Source organism: Streptomyces roseofulvus (assembly GCF_039534915.1).
Lineage (GTDB): Bacteria > Actinomycetota > Actinomycetes > Streptomycetales > Streptomycetaceae > Streptomyces > Streptomyces roseofulvus.
This window is the reverse complement of the sequence record NZ_BAAAWE010000001.1, coordinates 695,622-720,780: the sequence shown is the minus strand read 5'-3', so window position 1 is coordinate 720,780 and position 25,159 is coordinate 695,622. Positions and strand designations below refer to the sequence as shown.

Genomic DNA, 25,159 nt, shown 5'->3' with positions numbered 1-25,159 from the left:
CGCAGACGGCCCGTACCACCGCACGACCCGGCACCACCGTCCTCACCGGCCCACCGCACCGCCAGAGGCGCCACCGCGCCGGAAGCGACACCGCACCCACAGCGTCACCGCACCGCCGCACGCCCGCACCACGCAACGGTCCCGTGGCTGTCAGCCATGCCCGCTCGCCCCCGCACGCGCCGGCAACGGCCGAGCCGCGGGGCCCCGAGCCCCTCGCCCGCTCCCTCTCCTCCCACGGCGCTCACCGCGCCCCGCTCCGCCCTGCCCGCTCACGGCCGTACCCGCCGAGGGGATCCCGATGGCAACACTCCCACCACTGCTCACGATGCACCGCATCACCAAGTCCTTCCCCGGCGTCCGCGCCCTGGACGGCGTGGACCTCGAAGTCCAGGCCGGCGAGGTCCACTGCCTCCTCGGCCAGAACGGCGCCGGAAAGTCGACGCTCATCAAGGTCCTCGCCGGAGCCCACCAGCCCGACGGCGGCGAGATCACCTGGGGCGGCGAACCGGTCTCCCCGGCCTCGCCGATCGCGGCCATGCGGCTCGGGATCGCCACGATCTACCAGGAGCTGGACCTGGTCGGCGGCCTGTCCGTCGCCGAGAACGTGTTCCTCGGGAACGAGCCGACCTCCGCCGGGTTCGTCGTCCGCGGGGCCCGGGCACGCGCGGCCGCCGCTCGTCTCCTGGAACGCCTCGGGCACCCGGAGATCGATCCGGCCCGGCACGTCGGCGAACTGTCCGCCGCGCAGCAGCAGATCGTCTCCATGGCCCGCGCGCTCTCCCACGAGGTGCGGCTGATCGTCATGGACGAGCCGTCCGCCGCGCTCGACCCCGACGAGGTCGACAACCTCTTCCGGATCGTCGCCGAACTCACCGCCGACGGCGTCGCCGTCGTCTACATCTCCCACCGGCTGGAGGAGATCCGCCGCATCGGCGACCGGGTCACGGTCCTGAAGGACGGCCGCTCCGTCGCCGGCGGCCTGCCGGCGGACACCACCCCGACCCGGGACATCGTCTCCCTCATGACCGGCCGCACCGTCGAGCACGTCTTCCCCGACCGCCCCGAAGAGGGAGCCGGAGGAACCGACGGCGCCGCCGCCCGGGACCCCGTCCTCAGGGTCGAGGGCCTCACCCGGCGCGGCGAGTTCGCCCCCCTCGACCTCGCCCTGCGGACCGGGGAGATCGTCGGACTCGCCGGACTGGTCGGCTCCGGCCGCAGCGAGATCCTGGAGACGATCTACGGGGCGCGCAGGCCCGACGCCGGCCGCGTCCTCGTCGACGGCGTCCCGCTGCGCCCCGGCAGCGTCCGCGCCGCCGTCCGGGCCGGCATCGGACTGGCGCCCGAGGAACGCAAGGCGCAGGCCCTGCTGATGCTGGAGTCCGTCGGCAGCAACGTCTCGGTCGCCACCCTCTCCCGCTACGCCCGGGCGGGCTGGCTCGACCGGCGTGCCGAACGGGCCGCCGCGCACGGCGCGGTGCGCGAGCTGTCGCTGCGGCCCGACGACCCGGACGCGGCGGTCAGGACGCTGTCCGGCGGCAACCAGCAGAAGGCCGTGCTCGCGCGTTGGCTGCTGCGCGGCTGCAAGGTGCTGCTCCTCGACGAACCGACCCGGGGCGTCGACATCGGCGCCCGGGCGGAGCTGTACGCCGTGATCCGCCGGCTGGCCGACGAAGGGCTGGCGGTCCTGCTGGTCTCCAGCGAGGTTCCCGAGGTCCTCGGACTCGCCGACCGCGTGCTGGTGCTCCGCGAGGGCTCCGTCGTGCACACGGCACCGGCCCGGGAGCTCGACGAGCACCGCGTACTCGATCTCGTGATGGAAGGGAACCCGACGCCATGACGCAGCCGGCCTCCGCCGCGCGGAAGGACGCGCCGATGTCCGCCGCCGAAAGCAGCTCGGACAGCGCCTCCGGAAGCACCTCCGACACCTCCTCCGGCACCGCCGGGAAGCGGACCCGCCGACCGGCGCTGATGCGGTGGGACGTGCGCAGCCTGTCGCTGCTCGGCGTCCTCGTCGCCCTCGTCGCCGTCGGCGGCGTCACCCAGCCCGACTCCTTCCTCGCCACCAGCAACCTCCAGCTCGTCCTGACCCAGGCGTCGGTCATCGGCGTCGTCACCGTCGGCATGACGTTCGTCATCACCAGCGGCGGCATCGACCTGTCGGTCGGCGCGATCGTGGCCCTCGCCTCGGTGTGGGCGACGACCGTGGCGACCCAGGAGTTCGGCTTCGCGGGCATCCTCTTCACCGCGGTGCTCGTCGGCGTCGGCTGCGGTCTCGTGAACGGGCTGCTGATCGCGTACGGCGGCATGGTGCCGTTCATCGCCACCCTGGCCATGCTGGCCTCCGCCCGGGGCCTCGCCCTCCAGATCACCGACGGCAGGACGCAGATGGTGACCGTGACCGAGGTCCTCGACCTCGGCGTCAAGGACGCCTACGTGCTGGGCGTGCCGCCGCTCGTCCTCGTCTTCGCCGCCGTGACCGTCGTCGGATGGCTGCTGCTCAACCGGACCACGTTCGGCCGTCGCACCGTCGCCGTCGGCGGCAACGCGGAGGCGGCCCGGCTCGCCGGCATCGACGTGCGCCGGCAGCGCCTGTACCTGTACCTGTTCTCCGGCCTGTGCTGCGGGATCGCCGCGTTCATGCTCATCGTCCTCGCCGGATCCGGCCAGAACACCAACGGCAACCTGTACGAACTCGACGCCATCGCCGCCGCCATCATCGGCGGCACCCTCCTCAGCGGCGGCCGCGGCACCATCGTCGGCTCCGTCCTCGGCGTCCTGATCTTCACGACCATCACCAACATCTTCGCCCTCAACAACCTGGAGACGGCGGTCCAGCAGATCGCCAAGGGCGCGATCATCGTGGCCGCCGTCCTCGTCCAGCGCCGGACCCTGCGCGGCGGCGACGCCTGACCCGCGCCTGCTCGACGCCTTCCACCCCCGAACCGAACCGCCCCGCCCAGCCGAAGGGTTGATCCGCCATGTCCCGAACCGCCCCCAGCCGCAGAGGACTTCTGTTCGGCACCGCCGCCGTCTCCGCCGGAGCGCTGCTGACCGCCTGCACCAGCAACGAGCCCAAGCAGCAGGAACAGCCGGCAGCCGGCAACACCCCGGCCGCCGAGGACAAGCCCGGCAAGCCCGTCACCATCGGCTTCGCCGGCCCCCAGGCCGACCACGGCTGGCTCAACGCCATCAACCAGAACGCCAGGTCGCGCGCCGCGACGTACTCCGACGTCACCCTGGAGATCACCGAGGGCTCCAACGACACCGCCGCCCAGATCGGCCAGGTGCAGACCCTCATCAACAAGAAGGTCGACGTCCTCGTCATCCTGCCCGCCGACGGCAAGGCGCTCACCCAGGTCGGCCTCCAGGCGATGCGGGCCGGCATCCCCGTCGTCAACCTGGACCGCGTCTTCGCCTCCCCGCAGGCCTACCGCTGCTGGATCGGCGGCGACAACTACGGCATGGGGCTCAACGCCGGCACCTACATCGGCGAGCAGCTCAAGGACAAGCCGAACGCCAAGGTCGTCGAACTCGCCGGCCTCGACAACCTCGAACTCACCCGGCAGCGCACCCAGGGCTTCGACGACGCCCTCAAGAACTACCCCAACATCACCAAGGTCGCCCGCCAGGCCGCCGACTTCACCGTCGAGTCCGGCCAGGCCAAGATGGCCCAACTGCTGCAGGCGCAGCCCGCGTTCGACGCGCTGTGGAACCACGACGACGACCAGGGCGTCGGCGCGCTGCGCGCCATCGCGCAGGCCGGCCGCGACGACTTCCTGATGGTCGGCGGCGCCGGGGCGAAGTCCGCCATGGACGCCATCAAGGCCGGCACCGGCGTCCTCAAGGCCACCGTCCTCTACCCGCCCACGATGGCGGCGTCCGCCATCGACCTGGCCCGCGCGCTCGGCCAGGGCAAGGGCGTGGGCGGTCTGGCGGAGCTGGAGATCCCGTCCTCGCTGACCCTCTACTCGGCGGTCGTCACCAAGGAGAACGTCGACGACTACCTGCCCACCGGCTTCAACTGACCGGGTCCGGGCTCCCGGGGGGATGCCCGGCCCCGCAGCACACCGACGAGTCAGTGACTCTCTGACCAGGAGGAACCGTATGGAACAGCGGGACAGTGACGCGACCTCGCCGCCCGGGCTCGGCATCGGCATGGTGGGGTACGCGTTCATGGGCGCCGCGCACTCCCAGGGCTGGCGCAATGTGGGCCGGGTCTTCGACCTGCCGCTGCGGCCCGTCCTCGCGGCGATCGCGGGCCGGGACGCGGCCGCCGTCCGGTCCGCCGCCCGGCGGCACGGCTGGGCGGCGGCGGAGACGGACTGGCGTGCCCTGATCGCCCGGGACGACGTGCACCTGGTCGACATCTGCACCCCGGGGGACAGCCATGCGGAGATCGCGATCGCGGCCCTGGAGGCCGGCAAGCACGTCCTGTGCGAGAAGCCGCTCGCCAACTCGGTGGCCGAGGCGGAGGCCATGGCCACCGCCGCCGAGGCCGCCCGCGCCCGCGGCCAGGTGGCGATGGTCGGCTTCAACTACCGGCGCGTGCCCGCCCTTTCGTACGCCCGACGGCTCATCGCCGAGGGGCGGCTCGGCACCCTGCGGCACGTCCGGGTGACCTACCTCCAGGACTGGCTGGTCGACCCCGACTTCCCGCTGACCTGGCGGCTGGAGCGCGAGCACGCCGGGTCGGGGGCGCTGGGCGATCTCGGGGCGCACATCGTCGACCTCGCGCAGTACCTGGCGGGAGAGCCCATCGTCGGGGTGTCCGCCCAGACGGAGACCTTCGTACGGGAACGGCCCCGGCTCACGGCCGCGGCCGCCGGACTCGCCGTGCCGTCCGGCCAGGCCGCCACCGGTGGCCCGCGCGGACCGGTGACCGTCGACGACGCGGCCGTCTTCACCGCACGGCTCGCCTCGGGCGCGCTCGCCACCTTCGAGGCCAGCCGGATGGCCTCCGGCCGCAAGAACCAGCTCCGGCTGGAGATCAACGGGGAGCGGGGCTCGCTCGCCTTCGACCTGGAGCGGCTCAACGAGCTGTGCTTCCACGACCACCACGAGCCCGCCGTCACCGCGGGCTTCCGGCGGATCCTCGTCACCGAGGCCGAGCACCCGTACCTGGAGGCGTGGTGGCCGCCCGGCCACGCCCTCGGCTACGAGCACACCTTCACCCACCAGGCCCGCGACCTGGTCGCCGCGATCGGCACCGGCAGCGAACCCTCGCCGTCCTTCGCCGACGGGCTGCTGGTCCAGCGGGTGCTCGCCGCGGTCGAGGAGAGCGCCCGGAAGAACGCCGTCTACACACCCGTCCAGGACGTGCCGGCCGAGGTCCGCTAGCGGACCGCCCGCACACCCTTTGGAGGTCTCATGCCCCGTCCGTTCACGCTGTTCACCGGCCAGTGGGCCGACCTGCCGCTGGAGGAGGTCTGCCGGCTCGCCCGCGACTTCGGCTACGACGGCCTCGAACTCGCCTGCTGGGGCGCTCACTTCGAGGTCGACAAGGCCCTCGCCGACCCGTCGTACCTGGCCGGCCGGCACGCCCTGCTCGACAAGTACGGCCTGACGTGCTTCGCGATCTCCAACCACCTCGTGGGCCAGGCGGTCTGCGACCACCCGATCGACGAGCGGCACCAGGGGATCCTGCCGGCCCGGCTCTGGGGCGACGGCGAACCCGAGGGCGTGCGGCGGCGGGCCGCGGCGGAGATGGCGGACACCGCGCGCGCCGCGGCCGCCTTCGGCGTCGACACCGTCGTCGGCTTCACCGGCTCCTCCATCTGGCACCTGGTGGCCATGTTCCCGCCCGTGCCGGAGCGCATGGTGGAGCGCGGCTACGAGGACTTCGCCGAGCGGTGGAACCCCGTCCTCGACGTCTTCGACGCCGAGGGGGTCCGCTTCGCGCACGAGGTCCACCCCGGGGAGATCGCCTACGACTACTGGACGACGCACCGTGCCCTGGAGGCGGTGGACCACCGGCCGGCGTTCGGGCTCAACTTCGATCCCAGCCACTTCGTCTGGCAGGACCTCGACCCGGTCGGCTTCCTGTACGACTTCCGGGACCGGATCTACCACGTCGACTGCAAGGAGGCGCGCAAGCGCCTGGACGGGCGCAACGGGCGGCTCGGCTCCCACCTGCCCTGGGGCGATCCCCGGCGCGGCTGGGACTTCGTGTCCGCCGGGCACGGGGACGTGCCCTGGGAGGACGTCTTCCGCATGCTGAGGTCCATCGGCTACCAGGGCCCCGTGTCCGTCGAGTGGGAGGACGCCGGGATGGACCGGCTCACCGGCGCGCCCGAGGCGCTGGCGCATCTGAAGCGGTTCGACTTCGACCCGCCGTCGGCCTCGTTCGACGCCGCGTTCTCCGGCGGCGACCGGTAGGAGTTCCCGGCCGGGCCCGGTGGCGAGGAGCGCCACCGGGCGGTCCGGCCTGCCCGCAGACGGCTTTGTCCTGAGGCGGGAGAAAGTTCGACCGATCTGCTGCGCAAGGGCTTTCGGCCACGGACGAACGCGGCTACGGTCCCCTCACAGCACCACCACGGCCCTCGCTCCCCCCGCCCGCACCGCCGGCCCGGGAGCGACCCTCCCGTCCCCCCGGCCCCGCCTCTTCAGGTCCGCCCCCCCGCACCCGCCGAGACCGCGCAGGGGCCCACACCGCACCGTGCCCCGCCCCTCGCACCCCCTGTCGGGCGGCCCGCTCCGCCCCGCCGGCCCGCGCCGCCGGGGCGCCGCACCCCCAGCCCTCCACCGCACGCACCCAACGATCTGGCAAGGAGGCAGCCCGTGACTGACACCCACGCACGCACCGGAGTCTGGTTCGCCGGAGCACGCGGCTCCGTGGCGACCACGGCCGTCGCCGGATGCGCCGCCGTCCGCGCCGGACTCCACCCGGCGGCCGGCATGGTCACCGAGACGGCCGCGTTCGCCGGCACTGGGCTGCCGTCCCTGGCCGCGCTCGTCTTCGGCGGCCACGACCTCGCGTCCTGCCCGCTCCCCAAGCGCGCCGAGCAGCTGACCGGCGCCGGCGTGCTCCCGCACGGCGTCGCCGCCGCCGTCCACGCCGAACTCGCCGCCGCCGACGAGGAGATACGCGTCGGCGGCCCCCTGCCGGACGACCCCCGCTCCGATGCCGACCTCATCGCCGACCTCGCCGCCGACCTGGTGTCCTTCCGCGACCGCCACGCACTGGCACGCGTCGTCGTCGTCAACGTCTCCAGCACCGAGCCGACGCCCCCGCCCGACGCCGAACGCCTGCCGCCCAGCTCCCTCTACGCCGCCGCGGCCGTCCGGGCCGGCTGCCCCTACGTCGACTTCACCCCGTCCACCGGCCTGCGCACCCCGGACCTCTCGGCCGCCGCGCTCGCCGCCGGACTGCCCCACGCGGGCCGCGACGGCAAGACCGGGCAGACGCTGCTCCGGTCCGTGCTCGCCCCGATGTTCGTCCAGCGGGCCCTCGACGTACGGGCCTGGTCCGGCACCAACCTGCTCGGCGGGGGAGACGGGGCGACGCTGGCCGACCCCGCCGCCGCGGCGGCGAAGAACGCCGGCAAGGAACGCGTGCTGGCGGAGACGCTCGGCCACCGGCCGGAGGGCCGGGTCCACATCGACGACGTCCCCGCGCTCGGCGACTGGAAGACCGCCTGGGACCACATCGCCTTCGAGGGCTTCCTCGGCTCGCGGATGATCCTCCAGACCATCTGGCAGGGCTGCGACTCCGCGCTCGCCGCGCCCCTCGTCCTCGACCTGGCCCGCCTGGTCGCCCGCGCCCACGAAGCCGGACTCTCCGGGCCCCTCCCGGAACTCGGCTTCTACTTCAAGGACCCGGACGGCGGGCCCACCGGCCTCGCGGAACAGTTCGCCGCGCTGCTGGCCCTCGCCGACCGGCTGCGGGAGGCGAAGTGACGCGCCCCGGCCGCCCGTTCCCCGCCCGGCGGGGCGCGCCCGTGCCGCCGGGCGGCCCGGTGCCGCCGCCCGCGCCCGGCCCGCTGCCGGCCGGCCGTCGGATCCGGGCCTGGGCCGAACTGCTCCGGGTCTCCGCGCTGTTCAGCGTGCCCGGGGACGCGCTCGCCGGCGCCGCGGCCCTCGGGGTGCGGCCCGGCCGGGGGACCGCGTACGCCGTCGGCGCGTCGCTCTGCCTGTACGAGGCGGGCATGGCGCTCAACGACTGGGCGGACCGCGAGGAGGACGCCGTCGACCGCCCCCACCGCCCCCTGCCCTCCGGGCGGATCGCCCCGGCCGCGGCGCTGGGTGCGGCCGGCCTGCTGACCGCCGCCGGTCTCGCCCTCGCCTCCCGCGCCGGCCGCCCGGCCCTCACCGCGGCCACGGCCCTGGCCGGACTCGTGTGGGCCTACGACCTCCGCCTCAAGCACACGTCCGCCGGCCCCGCCGCCATGGCCGCCGCCCGCGCCCTCGACCTCGTCCTGGGCGCGGCGGCCACGCGGCCCGCACTCCGCCGGCGTACCCCCGGCCGCGCCGCGCCGGCGCCGGTCGCCCGGCGGGGGACGGCGGCCCGCGCCGGGCTCCGGGTCGCGGCGCCCGCGGGTGCGCTCGCCCTCCACACGTACGCCGTCACCGCCGTCTCCCGGCACGAGGCGCAGGGGGGTTCGACGCTCGCCCCGCTCGGGGCCCTCGCGGCGACGTCCGCGCTCGGGGCCGTCACCGCACGCGGAGCGCTGCGGAAGGCGGGCGGCACGGCGGCGCTCGCACCGCTGCTGCCCGTCGCCCTGTACGCCGGCACCACCGCCGTCCCCCTGCTCCACGCCGCGCTCCACCCGTCCCCGCCGCTCACCCAGCGCGCCGTCGGCGGCGGCATCCGCGCCCTGATCCCGCTCCAGGCCGCGCTCGCGGCCCACGCCGGGGCGACCGGCACCGGACTCGCCCTGCTGGGGCTCGCCCCCCTCGCCCGCGGCCTCGCACGGAAGGTGAGCGCCACATGAGCGACCGGCAGCGACTCCGCCTCGGGTACGGCACCAACGGCCTCACCGACCTCCGTCTCGACGACGCCCTCGGGCTGCTCGCCGACCTCGGGTACGACGGCGTCGGGCTCACGCTCGACCACATGCACCTGGACCCGCTCGCCCCCGGCCTCGCCGCCCGTACCGCCCGGGTCGCCCGCCGGCTCGGCGCGCTCGGACTCACCGCGACCGTCGAGACCGGGGCCCGGTACGTGCTCGACCCGCGCCGCAAGCACGGTCCCTCGCTGCTGGACGCCGACCCGCGGGACCGCGCCGCCCGGGTCCGCCTGCTGCGCACGGCGGTCGGCGTCGCGGCGGACCTCGGGGCGCACGCCGTGCACTGCTTCAGCGGCGTCACGCCTCCGGGCACCGACGACGCCACGGCCTGGCGGCGCCTGACGGAGGCGCTGGCACCCGTGCTCGACGCGACCGCCGACGCGGGCGTGCCGCTCGCGATCGAACCCGAACCGGGGCACCTCCTCGCCACCCTCGACGACTTCCACCGGCTGCGGGCCGCGCTCGGCGACCCCGCACCCCTCGGCCTCACCCTCGACATCGGCCACTGCCACTGCCTGGAGGCCGCCCCACCGGCCGACTGCGTCCGGGCGGCGGCGCCCTGGCTGCGCCACGTGCAGATCGAGGACATGCGGCGCGGCGTGCACGAGCACCTGCCGTTCGGCGAGGGCGAGATCGACTTCCCGCCCGTTCTCGACGCCCTCGCGGCCACCGGATACCAGGGCCTCACCGTCGTCGAACTGCCCCGCCACGCGCACGCCGGCCCACGCCTGGCCGCGGAATCCGCCGCGTTCCTGCGCGACGCGGCCGCGGCCGCCGTGAAGGGAGCCCCCGCGTGCTGACGTCACCCCCGTCCCCGACCCGCGCGGACCTCGCGGCACGGCTGCCCGACGACCGCGCCCGCGCCTGGTTCGCCGAGGCCCTGGCCGACGCCGCCCGCGCGGCGACGGCACCGGAGGCACGGCCCGCTCCCCACCCCGCCTGGCAACACCGCTTCGTCACCGCCGGCCGGCACTGCGGCCGGGACGCAGCGGACGCCGTACGGGCCCTGCTGCTGATCGAGGCCCGCGCCGACCCCCCGACGCTGACCCGCCTCTACCGGGAAGGCAGCGCCGCCGAGCGCCGCGCCGTGCTCCACGCCCTGCCCGCCCTCGTCGACGGCCCCGAGGCCACCCCCCTCGTGGACGACGCCCTGCGCACGCACGACACCCGGCTGATCGCCGCCGCCGTCGGCCCGTACGCCGCCGCCCACCTGCCCCCGCACGCCTGGCGCCACGCCGTCCTGAAGTGCCTCTTCACCGGCGTCCCGCTGAGCGCCGTGGCGGACCTGGCACGCCGGGCGTCCGGCGACGCGGAACTCGCCCGCATGCTCGCCGCCCACGCCGCCGAACGCACCGCGGCGGGCCGGGAGGTCCCCCGCGACCTCCGCCACGCCCTGACCCTGACCGGCGTACCGACCGAGGAGCCGTGATGCGCATCTTCGACCCGCACATCCACATGACGTCGCGCACCACCGACGACTACGAGGCGATGTACGCGGCGGGCGTCCGCGCCGTGGTCGAACCGGCCTTCTGGCTCGGTCAGCCGCGCACCTCGCCCGCCAGCTTCGTCGACTACTTCGACGCGCTGCTCGGCTGGGAGCCCTTCCGCGCCGCCCAGTACGGCATCTCCCACCACTGCGCGATCGCGCTCAACCCCAAGGAGGCCAACGACCCGCGCTGCGCCCCCGTCCTCGACGAGCTGCCCCGCTACCTCGTCAAGGACTCCGTCGTCGCCGTCGGCGAGATCGGCTACGACGCGATGACCCCAGCCGAGGACACCGCCCTCGCCGCCCAGCTCCAGCTCGCCGCCGACCACGGCCTGCCCGCCCTCGTCCACACCCCGCACCGGGACAAGCTCGCCGGACTCCACCGGACCCTCGACGTCGTCCGCGAGTCGGACCTGCCCGTCGAGCGGACCCTGCTCGACCACCTCAACGAGACGACCGTCGCCGCCGCCGCGGACAGCGGCTGCTGGCTCGGCTTCTCCGTCTACCCCGACACCAAGATGGACACCGACCGCATGGTGACCGTCCTGCGCGCCTTCGGCACCGAACGGATCCTCGTCAACTCGGCCGCCGACTGGGGCAGAAGCGATCCGCTGAAGACCCGCGAGGTCGGCGACGCCATGCTCGCCGCAGGCTTCACCGACGACGACGTCGACCTGGTCCTGTGGCGCAACCCGGTCGCCTTCTACGGACTCAGCGGCCGCCTCCGGCTCGACGTCCCCGCCCCGGACGCCCTGCACGAGGGCAACTCGGTGCTCCGCGGCGGGGAATGAGGGGAGAGCCGTGCGCTTCCGCCACCCCGACGGGACCCTCGTCCATCTCTCCTACTGCACCAACGTCCACCCCGCGGAGACCCTCGACGGCGTCCTCGCCCAGCTCCGGGTGCACTGCGAGCCGGTGCGCCGGCGGCTCGGCCGCGACCGGCTCGGCATCGGCCTCTGGCTCGCCCGGGACGCCGTCCACGCCCTGGCCGCCGAACCGGTGACGCTGCGCGGGCTCCAGACCGAGCTGGACCGCCGCGGCCTCGAGGTCGTCACCCTCAACGGCTTCCCCTACGAGGGCTTCGGCGCCGACGCCGTCAAGCACCGCGTGTACCGCCCCGACTGGACCGAGCCGGAGCGCCTCGCCCACACCACCGACCTCGCCCGCCTCCTCGCCGCCCTGCTCCCCGAGGACGTCACGGAGGGAAGCGTCTCCACCCTGCCGCTCGCCTGGCGCACCGGCTTCGACGAGCGCGCCGCCGCCACCGCCCGCGCCGCCCTCACCACCCTCACGGAACGGCTCGACGCCCTGGAGGAGCTGACCGGCAAGTCCGTGCGGATCGCCCTCGAACCCGAGCCGGGCTGCGTGGTGGAGACCACCGCCGACGCCATCGCACCGCTCACCGGCCTGCCCGGCGACCGTGTCGGCGTCTGCGTCGACACCTGCCACCTCGCGACCTCCTTCGAGGACCCGGCCACGGCGCTCGCCGCACTCGACACCGCCGGCATCCGCGTCCCCAAGGCCCAGCTCTCCGCCGCCCTGCACGCCGAGGAACCCCACCGCCCCGCCGTACGCGCCGCGCTCGCCGCCTACGCCGAGCCGCGCTTCCTGCACCAGACCCGCACGGCCACCGCCGCCGGACTCCGGGGCACCGACGACCTGCCCGAAGCGCTCGCCGGGGGCGTCCTGCCCGACACGGCCCCCTGGCGCGCCCACTTCCACGTCCCCCTGCACGCCCCGCCCGCCCCGCCGCTCACCTCCACGCTCCCCGTCCTCAAGGACGCCCTGGCCCTGCTGGTCGGCGGCGCCCACCCCCGTACCCGTCACCTGGAGGTCGAGACGTACACCTGGCAGGCCCTCCCGCCCGGAGCGCGCCCCCGCAGCCGCGGCCGCCTCGCCGACGGCATCGCCGCCGAACTCGCCCTCGCCCGCGACCTGCTCACCGACCTCGGCCTGAAGGAGCTCCCGTGACCGACGCGCGGCCCCCGGCCGGCGACCGCCCGACCCCACTCCTCGTCCTCGACGTCGTCGGCCTCACGCCCCGGCTCCTCGACCACATGCCACGCCTCCGCGACCTCGCCGACAGCGGCTCGCGGGCGCCCCTGTCCACCGTGCTGCCCGCCGTCACCTGCGCCGCCCAGTCCACCTTCCTCACCGGCACCCTCCCCGCCGAACACGGCATCGTCGGCAACGGCTGGTACTTCCGCGAACTCGGCGACGTCCTGCTGTGGCGCCAGCACAACGGCCTGGTGGCCGGCGACAAGATCTGGGACGCCGCCCGCCGCGCCCACCCCGGTTACACCGTCGCCAACATCTGCTGGTGGTACGCGATGGGCGCCGACACCGACATCACCGTCACGCCCCGCCCCGTCTACTACGCCGACGGGCGCAAGGAACCCGACTGCTACACCCGCCCGCCGGCGCTCCACGACGAACTCACCGCCACGTTCGGCACGTTCCCCCTCTTCCGGTTCTGGGGACCGGGCGCCTCCCTCGCCTCCAGCCGGTGGATCGCCGACGTCACCCGCCACATCATCCGCACCCGCCGCCCCGACCTCACCCTCTGCTACCTCCCGCACCTCGACTACGACCTCCAGCGGTACGGCCCCGACGACCCGCGTTCGCACCGCGCGGCCGCCGAACTCGACGCGGTCATCGCCCCGTTGCTCGACGACGCCCGCGCCGAGGGCCGCACCGTCGTCGCCCTGTCCGAGTACGGCATCACCCGCGTCAGCCGCCCCGTCGACATCAACCGCGCCCTGCGCCGCGCCGGACTCCTCGACGTCCACACCCAGGACGGCATGGAGTACCTCGACCCGGCGGCCTCCCGGGCCTTCGCCGTCGCCGACCACCAAGTGGCCCACGTCTACGTCCGCCGCCCCCAGGACCTCGCGGCCGCCCGCGCCGTCCTCCAGGACCTGCCCGGCGTCGAGCGACTCCTCGACGACGAGGGAAAGAAGGCACATGGCCTCGACCACCCCCGCTCCGGCGAGCTCGTCGCCGTCGCCGCACCCGACGCCTGGTTCACGTACTACTACTGGCTGGACGACGCGCGGGCCCCCGACTTCGCCCGGCTCGTCGAGATCCACCGCAAGCCCGGCTACGACCCGGCCGAACTGTTCCTGGACCCCGAGGACCCCTACGTACGGCTCAAGGCCGCGGCCGCCGTGGCCCGCAAGAAGGCCGGACTGCGCTACCGGATGGCGGTCGTGCCGCTGGACCCGTCACCCGTCCGCGGCAGCCACGGACGCCTGCCCGCGGACGACGCCGACGGCCCGGTCGTCCTCTGCTCCGCCCCCGGCGCCCTGACCGGCCGCACCGCGGCCACCGAGGTGAAGCCGCTCCTCCTGCGGCTCGCGGGCCTCTCCTGAGCCTCCGCGCCACCCCGCACCGCCGCACCGCCGCACCCCGCACCACCGCTCCGTGAACCCGCGCGCCCCCCGGCCGTTCGGACCCCGAGCCCACCGGCACGCGGAACCCCACCCGCACCTCCGTCACCACGAAAGCGAGTACGCCGTGACCGTGTCCCCCGAAGAGACCTCCACCGCCGGCGACGCGCTGCGCCGCACGCTCGGCGTCAGCCGCCGCCGCTTCCTCAGCACCTGCACCGCCACCGCGGCCGCGGCGGTCGCCGCCCCCGTCTTCGGCGCCTCACCCGCCCTGGCGCGGACCGAGGCCGAGCCCGAGACGGCCGTCGACCACGGCCGCTCCGCCCTCGTCCCGCCGGACAGGCGCGGACTGATCCTCTACACCGTCCGGGACGCCGTGGCCCGCGACCCGCTCGCCACCGACCTGCCGTCCGGCTTCCGCGAGGTGTTCCGGCAGCTGGCCCGGTACGGCTACCGGCAGGTGGAGTTCGCCGGGTACCGCCAGCACGCCAACGCCCCCGGCGGCGCGGACCTCGGCACCGTCGAGGGCGCGCGCCTGATGCGCTCCTGGCTCGACGAGTACGGGCTGCGCGCCCAGGGCAGCCACGGCTTCATCCCGAGCTCCTGGCCGCTCACCCCCGCCGACCTGGACGCCTTCCGGCGGGCCCTGGAGATCGCGAACATCCTCGGCATGGAGCACATGGGCACCGGCGGCGACCCCACCGGCAGCCCCTACCGCGCCGACTGGGACGTCGCCGCCGACAAGTGGAACACCCTGGGCGCCCTCGCCGCCCGCGAAGGGATCAAGCTCTACACCCACAACCACGACAGCGCCTACGACTTCCTCCTCGACGGCGGCCCGCTCGACGCCCAGGGCCGGCCCACCCGCAGCTCCGGCATCCGGAAGCTGGAGTACTTCCTGCAGATCAGCGACCCCAGAAGCGTCTACCTGGAGCTGGACGTCTTCTGGGCCCACGTGGCCCAGTACAAGTTCCACACCCACACCGCCCACGACGGCTCGCGGCAGGAGCAGATCTTCGACCCGGCCGGCCTGGTGGTCCGCCACACCCCCCGCTTCCCGCTCTTCCACGCCAAGGACGGCGTGATCAACCCGCAGAGCGGCCTGGGCTACGACATGGTGCCGTTCGGCACCGGCGACATCGACTACCGGCGGTTCTTCACCCGGGTCGGGGCGAAGAACCGCCACCACCCGATGGTCGAGCAGGACACCGCGCCGAGCGCCACCGTCCCCGGCCAGTCGCTGGAGTTCGCCCGCGTCGGCTACGACAACCTCGCCGCCCTCCGCGCCCACCGCTGACCGACACAGCCCCGCACCAGTAGCGAAGGAGTTCCGCGTGCGCAACAGACGGATCGGCACCCTCCTGGGGACGGCGGCGCTCGCCGGCGCCCTCGGGCTGCTGCCCCTGGCCCCCGTCCAGGCCACCACCGCGCCGGACGCGGCCACCTCGGCCGCGCCGGCCTTCCAGAAGGTCACCCTCAACGACCGGCCGGGCGAGCCCATGGCCCTCGCCGTCCTGCCCGACCTGCGCGTCCTGCACACGGCGCGCACCGGCGAGATCCGCGTCCACGACCCCAGGAGCGGCGTCAACTTCCTCGCCGCCGACATGAAGAAGAGCCCCGCCGGGCTCTACCAGCACGACGAGGAGGGCGTCCAGGGCATCGCCGTCGACCCCGACTTCGCCAGGAACCACTGGGTCTACCTCTACTACTCGCCCCGCCTCACCACCCCCATGGACGACCCGGCCACCCCGGGCGTCAACGAGGGCGACGCCCCGCAGACCGGCACGCCCGCCGACTTCGCCCCGTACAAGGGCTACACCCGGCTCTCCCGCTTCAAGCTCACGGGGAACACGCTGGACTACGCCTCCGAACAGAAGATCATCGACATCCCCGCCGACCGCGGCATCTGCTGCCACGTCGGCGGCAAGATCGACTTCGACCACCGGGGCAACCTGTTCCTCTCCACCGGCGACGACTCCAACCCCTTCTTCTCGGACGGCTACGCCCCGATCGACGACCGCCCCGACCGCAACCCCGTCTACGACGCCCGCCGCACCTCGGGGAACACCGACGACCTGCGCGGCAAGGTGCTCCGCATCCGGGTCAAGCGCCACGGCGGCTACGAGATCCCCGACGGCAACCTCTTCGCGCCCGGCACGCCGAAGACCCGCCCCGAGATCTACGCCATGGGCCTGCGCAACCCCTTCCGCTTCGGGGTCGACAAGCGCACGGGTGAGGTCTACGTCGGCGACTACTCACCCGACGCCCGCACCGCCCGCCCGGACCGGGGACCCGCCGGGCAGGGCCGCTGGATGGTCGTCGACCGCCCCGCCAACTACGGCTGGCCGTTCTGCGTGACCCGCGACCAGCCGTACCAGGACTACGACTTCGCCACCCAGAAGTCCGCCGGCGCCTTCGACTGCTCCGCTCCGGTCAACGACTCGCGCCACAACACCGGCCTGACCCGGCTGCCCCCGGTCACGGACGCCGAGATCGTCTACGGCTACGGCGCCTCCGCGGAGTTCCCGCAGCTCGGCACGGGCGGCATCGGCCCCATGGGCGGCCCGGCCTACCGCTACGACAAGCACAACACCGCCGAGAACCGCTGGCCCGCCTCCCTCGCCGGCAAGCCGCTCTTCTACGAGTGGACCCGCGACCAGATGAAGGCCCTCACCCTCGGCAGGCACAACGAGGTGCTCGCCATCGACGACGCCGTCCCCGGAATCCGGACGGACGGACCGATCGACGCCGAGTTCGGCCCCGACGGCGCGCTCTACGTCCTGGAGTACGGCACCGGCTACTTCGCGGAACTGCCCGAGGCCCAGCTCTCCCGCATCGACTACGTCCGGGGCAACCGCACGCCCGAGCCCAAGGCCGCCGCGGACGTGGTCAACGGCGTCAATCCGCTGACGGTGCGCTTCTCCGCCGCCGGCACCACGGACGCCGACGGCGACGCGCTCCGCTACGCGTGGGACTTCGACGCCGACGGCACCGTCGACTCCACCCAGGCCGACCCCACGCACACGTTCACGACGAACGGCGTCTTCGACGCCACCCTGAAGGTCACCGACAGCACCGGACGTTCGGCCGCCGCCGCCGTCCAGGTCGTCGTCGGCAACAAGGCGCCGGTCGTCTCCCTCACGACCGACCCCGCACCGCACGGGGGCACCGCGTTCCACTGGGGCGACACGGTCACCTGGAAGGTCGACGTCACCGACGACCAGCCGGTGGACTGCGCGAAGGTCACCGTCTCGTTCGTCCTCGGCCACGACTCCCACGGCCACCCGCTGTCGACGAGCACCGGCTGCTCGGGCTCGTTCCGGACGTTCGTGGACGGCGGCCACGCCGGCGCGGACAACCTGAAGGCCGTCTTCAACGCCTCGTACAAGGACACGCCCCCGGCGGGACTGCCGTCCCTCTCCGGCAGTGCGGAGGTGGCCCTGACGCCGGCCGACTGACACGGGCCGGCTCGACCCAGAGGCCCTCGGGGCGGCGAACCCGCCCCGAGGGCCCGGCCGTCACCCGACCGGGTGTCCCGAGCCGTCCGTGAGGTCGGCCTGGGAGGAGAACTTGCTCAGGAACACGTCGTAGCGTCCGTCGGGCCGCTCGGTGACCGTGGCGCCGTCCTGCCAGATCCCGTTCTCGTCCCACCACTGCGAACCGGCCGGATCGCCCTGGTTCTGATGCACGTTGTGCATGCCCAGACGGCCCAGGTCGTCGTCGGTGAAGGGCTCGCCGAAGACGAGGGTCCGGCGCCCCGCCACCAGGATCGGCTCCAGGGCGTCGGTGGCCTCGGCGTAGGAACCGATCTGCCAGGGGTGCGATCCCAGCAGGTCCATGAGCTCCGTCAGCCAGGCCGGCGGGCGCCGCCGGAAGAGCACTCCCGCGTGGTCGACCAGGAAGGGGTGGCGCAGGTAGTCCAGCGCCCCGGAGTCCGGCGCGAACGCCAGGTCGTGGTAGCCGAGGGCCAGCCCCGCCGCGGGCCCGAGCTCCAGCGCGCTGAGCGTGAGCACCTTCCAGCGCACGCCCACGTTGGACTTGTGGCTGTCGACGTCCACGGCACAGTGGAAGCGTCCGGCGGGCGCGTCGACCTCCAGATTGATGTGGAACCATCGCCCCTGGGTGTCGGGGTCGTCGCGGAAGTGCCGGTGGAGCTGGCCCACGAGCACGCCGTAGCTGGCGAGAGGCATGCCGTCAGTGAACCACGGCGGTCACGCCGCGCGACGCGTCGGTGACGGTGCGTACGGGTGTCGTGCGTCCGGCCTACGGTGGGACGATGCGATCCGTACCCCTCTGGGCCCTGGTCTCGTCGGGATGCGCGCCCGTCCTGCTCATCGCGGGCTGGGTGGTCGCGGGCCACCTCGAAGGCTCCGCGTACGACCCCATCACCCAGAGCATCAGCGTCCTCGCCGCCTACGGCGCGCCCGGTTTCTGGGTGATGACCTCCGCGCTCCTCGGCCTCGGGGCCTGCCATCTGCTCACGGCGTGCGGACTTCGGGTGGCCGTGCCCGCCGGCCGGCTCGCGCTGGCAGGCGGCGGCGTCGCGTCGGTGCTCGTCGCTCTCGTCCCCGCACCCAGCAGCGGCGGTTCGCTCCGCCACGGCTCCCTGGCCGCCGTCGGTTTCACCCTCCTCGCGCTGTGGCCGGTGCTCGCCGCCCGCAGGGACCCCACCGCCCCCTGGGGGCTGCGGCTCGTCCCGGCCCTCACCGCCACCGCCTTCATGGGCGCCGGCGCGCTCTGGTACGTCATCGAGACCACCCGCCACGGACCCGCCGGCATCGCCGAGCGGCTGGTGACCTGCGTCCAGTCGCTCTGGCCGCTCGTCGTCGTGGCGTCCTGCCTCCGCCGCCCGGCGGTGACGCCGGCCGCCGAGGAGAGCGAATGAGCGGTCACGGCCGGAGCGCGAAGGCGGTCACCACCGCCGCGTGGTCGGACGGCCACGCGTTCCCGGCGACGTCCGGCCACGGCGCCGGCGTGCCCAGGAGCAGGGTGCGGGAGGCGAGCGCCCGCAGACCGCGGGCGTTGTGCAGGACGTAGTCGATCCGGTCCTGCGGTTCGGGCAGCCCCGCCCGGTCGCCCTCCTCCGGGTGGACCGGATGGACCGGCGACCAATCGGCCACAGCCCGCTGGTCCGGACGACGGCGGGCTGAGCGGCCCGCTGCCGTCAGCGCGCGGTGCGGACCGCCCCCACGCCGGCGCGTGACGCCCGCTCCTCCGCGTCGGCCAGCCAGAAGAAGACCGGCGGAAGGGCGAGTTCGACGACGGTCAGCGCGATCTGGAAGACGTGGGGACGGCCCTCGGCCGCGAGGGAGAGCAGTCGGCCGACGCCGCCCAGCAGGAAGACGCCGGCCAGCCAGCGCACGGCCCGCGCGGGGACCGGGTGCTGCCGTGCCGCCCACAGCCAGGCCAGGCCGTAGCCGGCGAAGGCGGCTCCCAGGAACCGGCCCAGGCTGTCGATCGTCGGGCCGGCGTCCTCGGCTCCCGGGACCGCCGCGTTGCCGAGGGCCACGTGGAGCAGGCCGATCGCCACGCAGGCCCAGCCCATCGCGAGGACGAGTGCGCGCAGAGCTCTTGCCATGGTTCCTCCAGGAGGTCGCGGGAGAGGCTTAGTTGACGTGTGTCTACTAGAGTGGGTGTGCCAGTAGACGCATGTCAACTAAGCTGTGGCCGTGCCTCCCCGACAGCGACTCGCCCCCGCCGACCGCCGCGCCCAGCTCCTCGGCGTCGGCGCGCGCCTCTTCGCCGAGCGCCCCTACGCCGACGTGCTGATGGAGGACGTCGCCGAACAGGCGGGCGTGTCCCGGGCCCTGCTCTACCGTCACTTCCCCAGCAAGCACGCGCTCTTCGCGGCCGTCTACCAGCAGGCCGCCGACCGGCTGCTCGCGGAGACGCGGTTCGACCCCGGCCACTCGCTCGCCGAGCAGCTCGCCCAGGGCATGGACGTCCACCTGGACTACTTCGTCGCCAACCGCAACGCGGTCCTCGCCGCGAACCGGGTCCTCGCGGGCGACCCGGTCATCCAGACGATCATGACCGACGAACTGGACGCCCTGCGCACCCGGCTGCTGGCCGTGCTGCCCCTCACGGACGACGGTGCGCGCGAAGCCGTCTCGGGCGTCCTGAAGAGCTGGCTGGTCTTCGTCCAGGTCCTGTGCGTCGACTGGCTCACCCACGAGACCTGCACCCGCACCGAACTGCGCGACGTCTGCGTGGGAGCGGCGCTCGGCGCGCTCCGCCCCCTGCTCGCCGAGGACCCCGCCCCGGACCGCCGCCCCTGAGGACGTCTGCCCGGGTCCGCTCAGAGGGGCGCGAGCAACATCAGGACCTCGTCCCTGGAGTCGCCGGACGCGAAACGCAAGGCGCCGGGCCACCGCCCGACCTCCCGTCACCCCAGACGACCGTAGAAGTCCTCCAGCCCTTCTCCACCCGGGACCGCCAGCCACGACTGCTCAAGCCCCCACTCCTCCCGGGCGGCCCGCCGCGCACGAGGCGTGGATCCTGCTGGAGGACCACCTCGCCCGGCTCCGGACGCCGCGGATCCGGGGGCTGGACGACCGCTTCGAGGCCGCCACCGTCGACGACGACGGGCAGGCGGTCGGGCAGATCCCTCGGCTCCCCGGCCCCGATCTGTGGTGGTGGCGGCGTCACCCGCGCGTGCCGACGGGGGAGCTCGGATGCGAACCGCGCGCGGCCGGCGCCGTCGGCGTCGACACGGACGCGGTATGACCCCGGGTCAGAGGGGGGTAGCCGTGCCCTCTAGGCTTCGGCGCCATGACCAGTGATCTCGGATGCGCCTGCTCGTGCTGCGGGGACCGTCACCACGAGCTGCCGATGCACTACACGGCCGACGCGCCGGCCGTGTGGGACCCCGCCTTCGCCGCCACCGACGACAGCCTGCTCTCCTCCGACCAGTGCGTGATCCGCGGAGAGCACTTCTTCGTCAAGGGCCTGATCGAGATACCGGTCCTCGGAAGCGACGAGGTCTTCTCCTGGGGCGTCTGGGTCTCGCTCAGTCGCGCGAACTTCGCCCGGGCCGCGGACCTGTGGGACACGCCCGGCCGCGAGGCCGAGGAACCGTACTTCGGCTGGCTCACCACGGAGCTGCTGGTCTATCCGGCCACGACCCTCAACCTGAAGACGCACGTCCACACCCGCCCCGTCGGTCAGCGCCCCCTCATCGAGCTGGAGCCCACCGACCATCCCCTCGCCGTCGAGCAGCGCACCGGGATCACCCTGGACCGTGTGCGGGAGATCGCGGAGGCCTCGCGGGCGTGAGGGCCGAACCCGCCCGTGTCGCGCCGGGCGTGTCGGCGACGCACGTCGCCGACACGACTCACCGCAGTGTGCGGCCGACCCTTCGGGCGTGTCCTCGGCAGGCGCGAGGGCGCCGCCCTCGGGAAGCGGCCGCCCCGCCGCGGCGGTTCGCCGGTGCGCCCGTCACCCCGCCACCCACGCGACCGCCTCGTCCCGCCGGGCCAGCGGGAAGGTCTTCGTCTCGCCCGGGGTCATCCAGCCGAACAACGAGGTGACATGGGTCATCCACTCGATGTCGGTGACGAGCGCGATCCGCTTCCAGGCGCGCAGGTGCTCGACGCCGACCTTGAGGTCCTGCCACAGCGCTCCGCCCGACATGCCGTCGAAGTCCCGTACGACGATGAGGAAGCGCACCTCGCCCGCTCCCGCGGCCTCGACGAGGGCGGGGAGCACCGTGTCGCGGTAGTCCTCCGCGGACAGCTTGCCGGACGCCTCGAATCCGATGACGCCGGCCGGCATTCCTTCGAGCTTCTTGATCACGGACGCCTCCGGTCTCGGGTGGGGGACCCCTCGACTCTGCTGGCCGCCCGTGCCGGCGGCCATGCGGCACGCCCGAACGGGTGAGGACGGGAGCGGGCTCCGCTCAGTCCAGCGCCCGCAGGTCCACCAGGTCGTACGTGGTGGGGGTGCCGACCGTGCCGGTGCCCGCGCAGGACGTGAGGCGCGGTTCGTCGGTGACGCGCCCCCGTCATCGCGTGTCCCGTCGCGGGCACCCCGCTCGTCATCCACCAGGGCGGCCACCGCACCCTGGGGTGACCCCGGCGCGGGTCGCTCCTGGCGGAGCCCCCGCCCCGCGGGGTAGCGATGTCCCATGCATGTCGCCGCCGAGACCCTGCTGCCCGTCGACACCTCGCTCGCCGTGGCCCTCGTCGTGCTGCTCCTGGTGGCCGCCGCGGTGACCGCGGGGTTCCGGCTCTCGCCCGACGGGTCGTCCGCGCGGGCCCGGGAGATCATCACCGCCGGACTGCGGGCGGTGGTGCAGCTGGCGGCCGTCTCGGCGCTGATCGGCTGGGCCGTCCACCACACCCCGGCGCTCGTGGGCTTCCTGCTCCTGATGCTCGCCGTCGCGGCCCGGACCGCCGGCCGCCGCATCACCGGGAACGGCACCTGGTGGTGGGCGGTGCTCCCGCTCGCGGCCCCGGTCGTGCCCATCGTGGCCGGTCTGGTCGCGGCGGGGCTGCTGACCGTGCCCGGCATCGCGGTCGTGCCGGTGAGCGGCATCCTCATCGGCGGCGCCATGACCGCGACGGCCCTCGCCGGACGCCGGACCCTCGACGAGCTGGACCTGCGGCACGGCGAGGTCGAGGCGGGCCTCGCGCTCGGTCTGCCCGAGCGCGACGCCCGCCTCGAAGTGGCCCGCGCGGCGGCCTCGGACGCGCTGCTGCCCGCCCTGGACCAGACCCGCACCGTCGGCCTGGTCACCCTGCCGGGAGCGTTCGTCGGCATGCTCCTCGGCGGGGCGTCCCCGCTGACCGCGGGCGCGGTGCAGGTCTTCGTCCTGATCGCCCTCCTCGCCGTCGAGGCGATCGCCGTCGCCCTCACCCTGGAACTCGCCGCCCGGGGCCGGCTGCACCGCCGCCCCGCACCCGACCCGGACGGTCAGCGGATCCCGAAGTCGGCGTGAAGCCGCCTCAGGTGGTCCACCTCCCGCACCGGACCGGTCAGCGTCACCCGGGCGGTCAGCCGCGGATCCGTGCTGGACGCCGCGAACCGCAGCTCCAGCTCGCCCGGCTCCACGATCCGCGTCCCCGCACGGCCGGTGAACGACGCCAGGTCCGCGGGCACCTCCACGTGGATCCGCCGGCCCTCACCGGGCTCCAGGCCGACCCGTACGTACCCGGCGAGGCGCTGCACGGGCTGCACCACCGACGCCACCGGGTCGTGGAGGTAGAGCTGGACGACTTCGGTGCCGGGACGGTCACCGGTGTTCGTCACGGTGAGGCCGAGGCGTACGACGCCGTCCGTGGGCACCTCCGCCTCCTCCACCGTCAGATCGCTCCAGTCGAAGGTGGTGTACGTGAGGCCGTGGCCGAAGCCGAAGGCCGGGGCCGGGTCGATGCTGGAGACCTCGCTGCGGTGGCCCAGCCGCGAGGCCAGATACGTCGACGGCTGGGCGCCCGGGTCCCGGGGCACGCTGACGGGCAGTCGGCCGCTCGGCTCCGTCCGCCCGCTCAGGACGGAGGCGATCGCGACGGTCCCCGCCTCGCCGGGGAAGAACGCCTGGAGGATCGCGGCGGACTCGTCGGCCGCACGGCCGAGCGCGTACGGCCGCCCCGCCAGCAGGGTGGTCACGACCGGGGTGCCGGTGTCCAGGAGGGCGTCGAGCAGCTGCTGCTGCGCCCCGGGGAGGCTGAGCGACCCGGCGTCGCAGCCCTCGCCGCTGGTGCCCCGGCCGAAGAGCCCGGCGCGGTCGCCGAGCGCCGCCACCACGAGGTCGGCGCCGCGGGCCAGCGCGACGGCCGTGGCGAAGCCGTCCGTGTCGGCGTCGTCGACGCCGGTCCCGCGCGCCACCACGACCTCGGCGTCGGGGAACGCGGCCACGAGGGCCTCGCGCAGCGTGGGCAGTTCGATCCCCAGGGGCGTGTCGGGGTGCTGTCCGCCGACGTGGACGGGGAAGGAGTAGCAGCCCAGGACGGCCGTCGGCACCTCGGCGTTGGGGCCGACGAGGGCGATCCGGCGGCGGGTGCGCGGGTCGAGCGGCAGCACGCCGTCGTTGCGGAGCAGGACGACGGCCCGCTCGGCGATGCGGCCGGCCAGCGCGCGGTTGGCGTCCGGGTCCAGCTCCACCGTGCCCCGCAGGGTCTCCGGATCGGCCGTGGTGTCGGCGTCGCGCAGCACCGCGGGGACGGGGCTCCAGTCGGGGTCGAGGAGCCCGAGCCGCACCTTCTGGAGGAGGACACGGCGCACGGCCCGGTCGACCAGCTCCTCCGGCACCCGCCCGTCCCGGATCGCTTCGGCGAGGGGTGCGCCGAAGGTCTTGACGGTGGGCAGTTCGACGTCGACGCCGGCGGCGAGGGCCGCCCCGGCGGCCTCCCCGAAGGTGCCGGCGACACCGTGCAGCGTCTTCAGGAAGGCGACGCCGAAGTAGTCGGCGACGACGGTGCCGGTGAAGCCCCAGGTGTCCCGGAGCAGCCCGGTGAGCAGCCGGTCGTCGGCGGCCGAGGGAACGCCGTCGGTGTCGGTGTAGGCGTGCATCACCGACCGGACGCCGCTCTCGCGGACCGCCATCTCGAACGGCGGGAGGATCACGTCGGCCAGCTCCCGGGCGCCCATGCCGACCGGGGCGAGGTTGCGGCCCGCCCGGGAGGCCGAGTAGCCGGCGAAGTGCTTGAGGGTGGCGACGATCCCGGCCGACTCCAGGCCCTGGACGTACGCGGTGGCGATGGTGCCGACGAGGTACGGGTCCTCGCCGATGGTCTCCTCGACGCGCCCCCAGCGGGCGTCCCGGACGACGTCGAGGACCGGCGCGAGGCCCTGGTGGACGCCGACCGCGCGCAGGTCGCGGCCGATGGCGGCGGCCATCTCCCGGACCAGCCCGGGGTCGAAGGTCGCACCCCACGAGAGGGGGACGGGGTAGGCGGTGGCACCCCAGGCGGCGAAGCCGGCGAGGCACTCCTCGTGGGCGACGGCGGGGATGCCGAAGCGGTTGGCCGCGGCGATCCGGGCCTGGGTCCGCATCAGCGAGAGGGCGCCGAGCGCGGGGTCGACGGGAACGGTGCCGAAGGGCCGGGTGAGCTGGCCGAGGCCGTCGGGGAGCAGGGCGTCGAGGTCGGCGGGCTCCTCCATGTCGTGCTGGTGCGGCGCGACCTCGGCGCCCTCGTCGGAGGCGCCCACCCACACGCCGTACAGCTGGGCCGTCTTCTCCTTCAGGGTCATCTCGCGGATCAGCGCGTCGACGCGGTCCTCCGCGCTCAGCTCGGGGTCGCGCCAGGCGGGAAGCGGTGCGGGGGACTGGATGGCCACGG

At 74.5% G+C, this 25,159-nt stretch carries 23 protein-coding genes and 1 pseudogene; 18 read left to right on the top strand and 6 right to left on the bottom strand.

The annotated features are described in order from the left end of the window. Positions 1 to 298 precede the first annotated feature (298 nt). From ABFY03_RS03405 to ABFY03_RS03340, 14 genes are all read left to right on the top strand, one after another. On the top strand, positions 299 to 1,837 hold the full coding sequence (locus tag ABFY03_RS03405; protein ID WP_346169115.1) for a sugar ABC transporter ATP-binding protein: 1,539 nt from the start codon (positions 299 to 301) through the stop codon (positions 1,835 to 1,837). Further along, a complete protein-coding gene (locus tag ABFY03_RS03400) occupies positions 1,834 to 2,910 on the top strand; it encodes an ABC transporter permease (protein ID WP_319012538.1) in 1,077 nt (358 codons plus the stop codon). The genes ABFY03_RS03405 and ABFY03_RS03400 overlap by 4 nt, the downstream gene beginning before the upstream one ends. A 68-nt stretch (positions 2,911 to 2,978) precedes the next feature. After that, positions 2,979 to 4,025 carry a substrate-binding domain-containing protein gene (locus ABFY03_RS03395; RefSeq protein ID WP_319012537.1) on the top strand — a complete coding sequence of 349 codons (1,047 nt, stop codon included), beginning with the start codon at positions 2,979 to 2,981 and terminating at the stop codon, positions 4,023 to 4,025. Positions 4,026 to 4,104: 79 nt separating this feature from the next. Next, entirely contained in the window at positions 4,105 to 5,337 is a 1,233-nt protein-coding gene (locus tag ABFY03_RS03390) for a Gfo/Idh/MocA family protein (RefSeq protein WP_346169114.1), read from the top strand. Positions 5,338 to 5,367: 30 nt separating this feature from the next. Next, positions 5,368 to 6,375 (top strand): sugar phosphate isomerase/epimerase family protein, encoded by a 1,008-nt coding sequence (locus tag ABFY03_RS03385; RefSeq protein ID WP_346169113.1) that lies wholly within the window; start codon positions 5,368 to 5,370, stop codon positions 6,373 to 6,375. Between the two features lie 402 nt (positions 6,376 to 6,777). Then, complete coding sequence (locus tag ABFY03_RS03380; RefSeq protein WP_319012534.1) at positions 6,778 to 7,896, top strand: inositol-3-phosphate synthase; 1,119 nt, start codon at positions 6,778 to 6,780, stop codon at positions 7,894 to 7,896. Positions 7,897 to 7,955: 59 nt separating this feature from the next. Then, positions 7,956 to 8,930: an SCO3242 family prenyltransferase gene (locus tag ABFY03_RS03375; RefSeq protein WP_346172193.1), complete on the top strand. Its 975-nt coding sequence runs from the start codon at positions 7,956 to 7,958 to the stop codon at positions 8,928 to 8,930. Continuing rightward, positions 8,927 to 9,805, top strand: coding sequence for a sugar phosphate isomerase/epimerase family protein (locus tag ABFY03_RS03370; protein WP_319012533.1), 879 nt, complete (start codon positions 8,927 to 8,929; stop codon positions 9,803 to 9,805). The genes ABFY03_RS03375 and ABFY03_RS03370 overlap by 4 nt, the downstream gene beginning before the upstream one ends. Further along, on the top strand, positions 9,799 to 10,434 hold the full coding sequence (locus ABFY03_RS03365; RefSeq protein ID WP_386723753.1) for an EboA domain-containing protein: 636 nt from the start codon (positions 9,799 to 9,801) through the stop codon (positions 10,432 to 10,434). The genes ABFY03_RS03370 and ABFY03_RS03365 overlap by 7 nt, the downstream gene beginning before the upstream one ends. Beyond that, positions 10,434 to 11,282 (top strand): TatD family hydrolase, encoded by an 849-nt coding sequence (locus ABFY03_RS03360; RefSeq protein WP_319012532.1) that lies wholly within the window; start codon positions 10,434 to 10,436, stop codon positions 11,280 to 11,282. Before ABFY03_RS03365 ends, ABFY03_RS03360 begins: the two co-directional genes overlap by 1 nt. 10 nt (positions 11,283 to 11,292) lie before the next feature. Beyond that, positions 11,293 to 12,462: a metabolite traffic protein EboE gene (eboE, locus tag ABFY03_RS03355; protein WP_346169112.1), complete on the top strand. Its 1,170-nt coding sequence runs from the start codon at positions 11,293 to 11,295 to the stop codon at positions 12,460 to 12,462. Beyond that, entirely contained in the window at positions 12,459 to 13,862 is a 1,404-nt protein-coding gene (locus tag ABFY03_RS03350) for an alkaline phosphatase family protein (protein ID WP_346169111.1), read from the top strand. The genes eboE and ABFY03_RS03350 overlap by 4 nt, the downstream gene beginning before the upstream one ends. A gap of 151 nt (positions 13,863 to 14,013) precedes the next feature. Then, a complete protein-coding gene (locus tag ABFY03_RS03345; protein WP_386723752.1) occupies positions 14,014 to 15,177 on the top strand; it encodes a sugar phosphate isomerase/epimerase family protein in 1,164 nt (387 codons plus the stop codon). Positions 15,178 to 15,214: 37 nt separating this feature from the next. Beyond that, positions 15,215 to 17,338, top strand: coding sequence for a PQQ-dependent sugar dehydrogenase (locus ABFY03_RS03340; protein ID WP_346169110.1), 2,124 nt, complete (start codon positions 15,215 to 15,217; stop codon positions 17,336 to 17,338). Between the two features lie 60 nt (positions 17,339 to 17,398). Here ABFY03_RS03340 and ABFY03_RS03335 read toward each other — a convergent pair whose 3' ends face one another. Beyond that, on the bottom strand, positions 17,399 to 18,070 hold the full coding sequence (locus tag ABFY03_RS03335; RefSeq protein WP_346169109.1) for a DUF2278 family protein: 672 nt from the start codon (positions 18,068 to 18,070) through the stop codon (positions 17,399 to 17,401). 86 nt (positions 18,071 to 18,156) lie between these two features. Between ABFY03_RS03335 and ABFY03_RS03330 the strand changes: the two genes are divergently transcribed. Further along, a complete protein-coding gene (locus tag ABFY03_RS03330; RefSeq protein WP_346169108.1) occupies positions 18,157 to 18,765 on the top strand; it encodes a DUF998 domain-containing protein in 609 nt (202 codons plus the stop codon). Positions 18,766 to 18,769: 4 nt separating this feature from the next. Here ABFY03_RS03330 and ABFY03_RS03325 read toward each other — a convergent pair whose 3' ends face one another. Together ABFY03_RS03325 and ABFY03_RS03320 are read right to left on the bottom strand one after the other, a co-directional pair. Then, on the bottom strand, positions 18,770 to 19,000 hold the full coding sequence (locus ABFY03_RS03325; protein WP_386723751.1) for a hypothetical protein: 231 nt from the start codon (positions 18,998 to 19,000) through the stop codon (positions 18,770 to 18,772). A 44-nt stretch (positions 19,001 to 19,044) separates the two neighbouring features. Then, positions 19,045 to 19,458: a DUF4345 domain-containing protein gene (locus tag ABFY03_RS03320; protein WP_319012523.1), complete on the bottom strand. Its 414-nt coding sequence runs from the start codon at positions 19,456 to 19,458 to the stop codon at positions 19,045 to 19,047. Between the two features lie 91 nt (positions 19,459 to 19,549). Here ABFY03_RS03320 and ABFY03_RS03315 point away from each other — a divergent pair, with 91 nt between their 5' ends. Next, the gene (locus ABFY03_RS03315; protein WP_319012522.1) at positions 19,550 to 20,158 is read left to right on the top strand and encodes a TetR/AcrR family transcriptional regulator; all 609 of its coding nucleotides are present in this window, start codon (positions 19,550 to 19,552) and stop codon (positions 20,156 to 20,158) included. Between the two features lie 20 nt (positions 20,159 to 20,178). Here ABFY03_RS03315 and ABFY03_RS03310 read toward each other — a convergent pair. After that, positions 20,179 to 20,367: pseudogene (locus tag ABFY03_RS03310) on the bottom strand (GNAT family N-acetyltransferase); the annotation flags it as partial. Between the two features lie 344 nt (positions 20,368 to 20,711). Here ABFY03_RS03310 and ABFY03_RS03305 point away from each other — a divergent pair. Beyond that, the gene (locus ABFY03_RS03305; protein ID WP_346172192.1) at positions 20,712 to 21,155 is read left to right on the top strand and encodes a DUF2199 domain-containing protein; all 444 of its coding nucleotides are present in this window, start codon (positions 20,712 to 20,714) and stop codon (positions 21,153 to 21,155) included. 162 nt (positions 21,156 to 21,317) lie between these two features. On the opposite strand, the gene ABFY03_RS03300 is transcribed toward ABFY03_RS03305, so the two are convergent. Then, entirely contained in the window at positions 21,318 to 21,674 is a 357-nt protein-coding gene (locus ABFY03_RS03300; RefSeq protein ID WP_319012521.1) for a SpoIIAA family protein, read from the bottom strand. Positions 21,675 to 22,005: 331 nt separating this feature from the next. On the opposite strand from ABFY03_RS03300, the gene ABFY03_RS03295 reads away from it, so the two are divergent. After that, positions 22,006 to 22,818, top strand: coding sequence for an ABC transporter permease (locus tag ABFY03_RS03295; RefSeq protein WP_346169107.1), 813 nt, complete (start codon positions 22,006 to 22,008; stop codon positions 22,816 to 22,818). Here the strand turns inward: ABFY03_RS03295 and ABFY03_RS03290 are convergent. Beyond that, positions 22,794 to 25,157: a beta-xylosidase/alpha-l-arabinosidase gene (locus ABFY03_RS03290; RefSeq protein WP_386723760.1), complete on the bottom strand. Its 2,364-nt coding sequence runs from the start codon at positions 25,155 to 25,157 to the stop codon at positions 22,794 to 22,796. The two genes, ABFY03_RS03295 and ABFY03_RS03290, sit on opposite strands and share 25 nt — an antisense overlap. Positions 25,158 to 25,159: the final 2 nt, after the last annotated feature.

What these genes read in the sequence shown, in the direction of transcription:
- ABFY03_RS03335 (WP_346169109.1), bottom strand. Translation starts at nt 18,070, where the DNA reads ATGCCTCTCGCCAGCTACGGCGTGCTCGTGGGCCAGCTCCACCGGCAC.
- ABFY03_RS03295 (WP_346169107.1), top strand. Translation starts at nt 22,006, where the DNA reads ATGCATGTCGCCGCCGAGACCCTGCTGCCCGTCGACACCTCGCTCGCC.
- ABFY03_RS03395 (WP_319012537.1), top strand. Translation starts at nt 2,979, where the DNA reads ATGTCCCGAACCGCCCCCAGCCGCAGAGGACTTCTGTTCGGCACCGCC.
- ABFY03_RS03360 (WP_319012532.1), top strand. Translation starts at nt 10,434, where the DNA reads ATGCGCATCTTCGACCCGCACATCCACATGACGTCGCGCACCACCGAC.
- ABFY03_RS03390 (WP_346169114.1), top strand. Translation starts at nt 4,105, where the DNA reads ATGGAACAGCGGGACAGTGACGCGACCTCGCCGCCCGGGCTCGGCATC.
- ABFY03_RS03400 (WP_319012538.1), top strand. Translation starts at nt 1,834, where the DNA reads ATGACGCAGCCGGCCTCCGCCGCGCGGAAGGACGCGCCGATGTCCGCC.
- ABFY03_RS03385 (WP_346169113.1), top strand. Translation starts at nt 5,368, where the DNA reads ATGCCCCGTCCGTTCACGCTGTTCACCGGCCAGTGGGCCGACCTGCCG.
- ABFY03_RS03370 (WP_319012533.1), top strand. Translation starts at nt 8,927, where the DNA reads ATGAGCGACCGGCAGCGACTCCGCCTCGGGTACGGCACCAACGGCCTC.
- ABFY03_RS03405 (WP_346169115.1), top strand. Translation starts at nt 299, where the DNA reads ATGGCAACACTCCCACCACTGCTCACGATGCACCGCATCACCAAGTCC.
- ABFY03_RS03330 (WP_346169108.1), top strand. Translation starts at nt 18,157, where the DNA reads ATGCGATCCGTACCCCTCTGGGCCCTGGTCTCGTCGGGATGCGCGCCC.
- ABFY03_RS03320 (WP_319012523.1), bottom strand. Translation starts at nt 19,458, where the DNA reads ATGGCAAGAGCTCTGCGCGCACTCGTCCTCGCGATGGGCTGGGCCTGC.
- ABFY03_RS03305 (WP_346172192.1), top strand. Translation starts at nt 20,712, where the DNA reads ATGCACTACACGGCCGACGCGCCGGCCGTGTGGGACCCCGCCTTCGCC.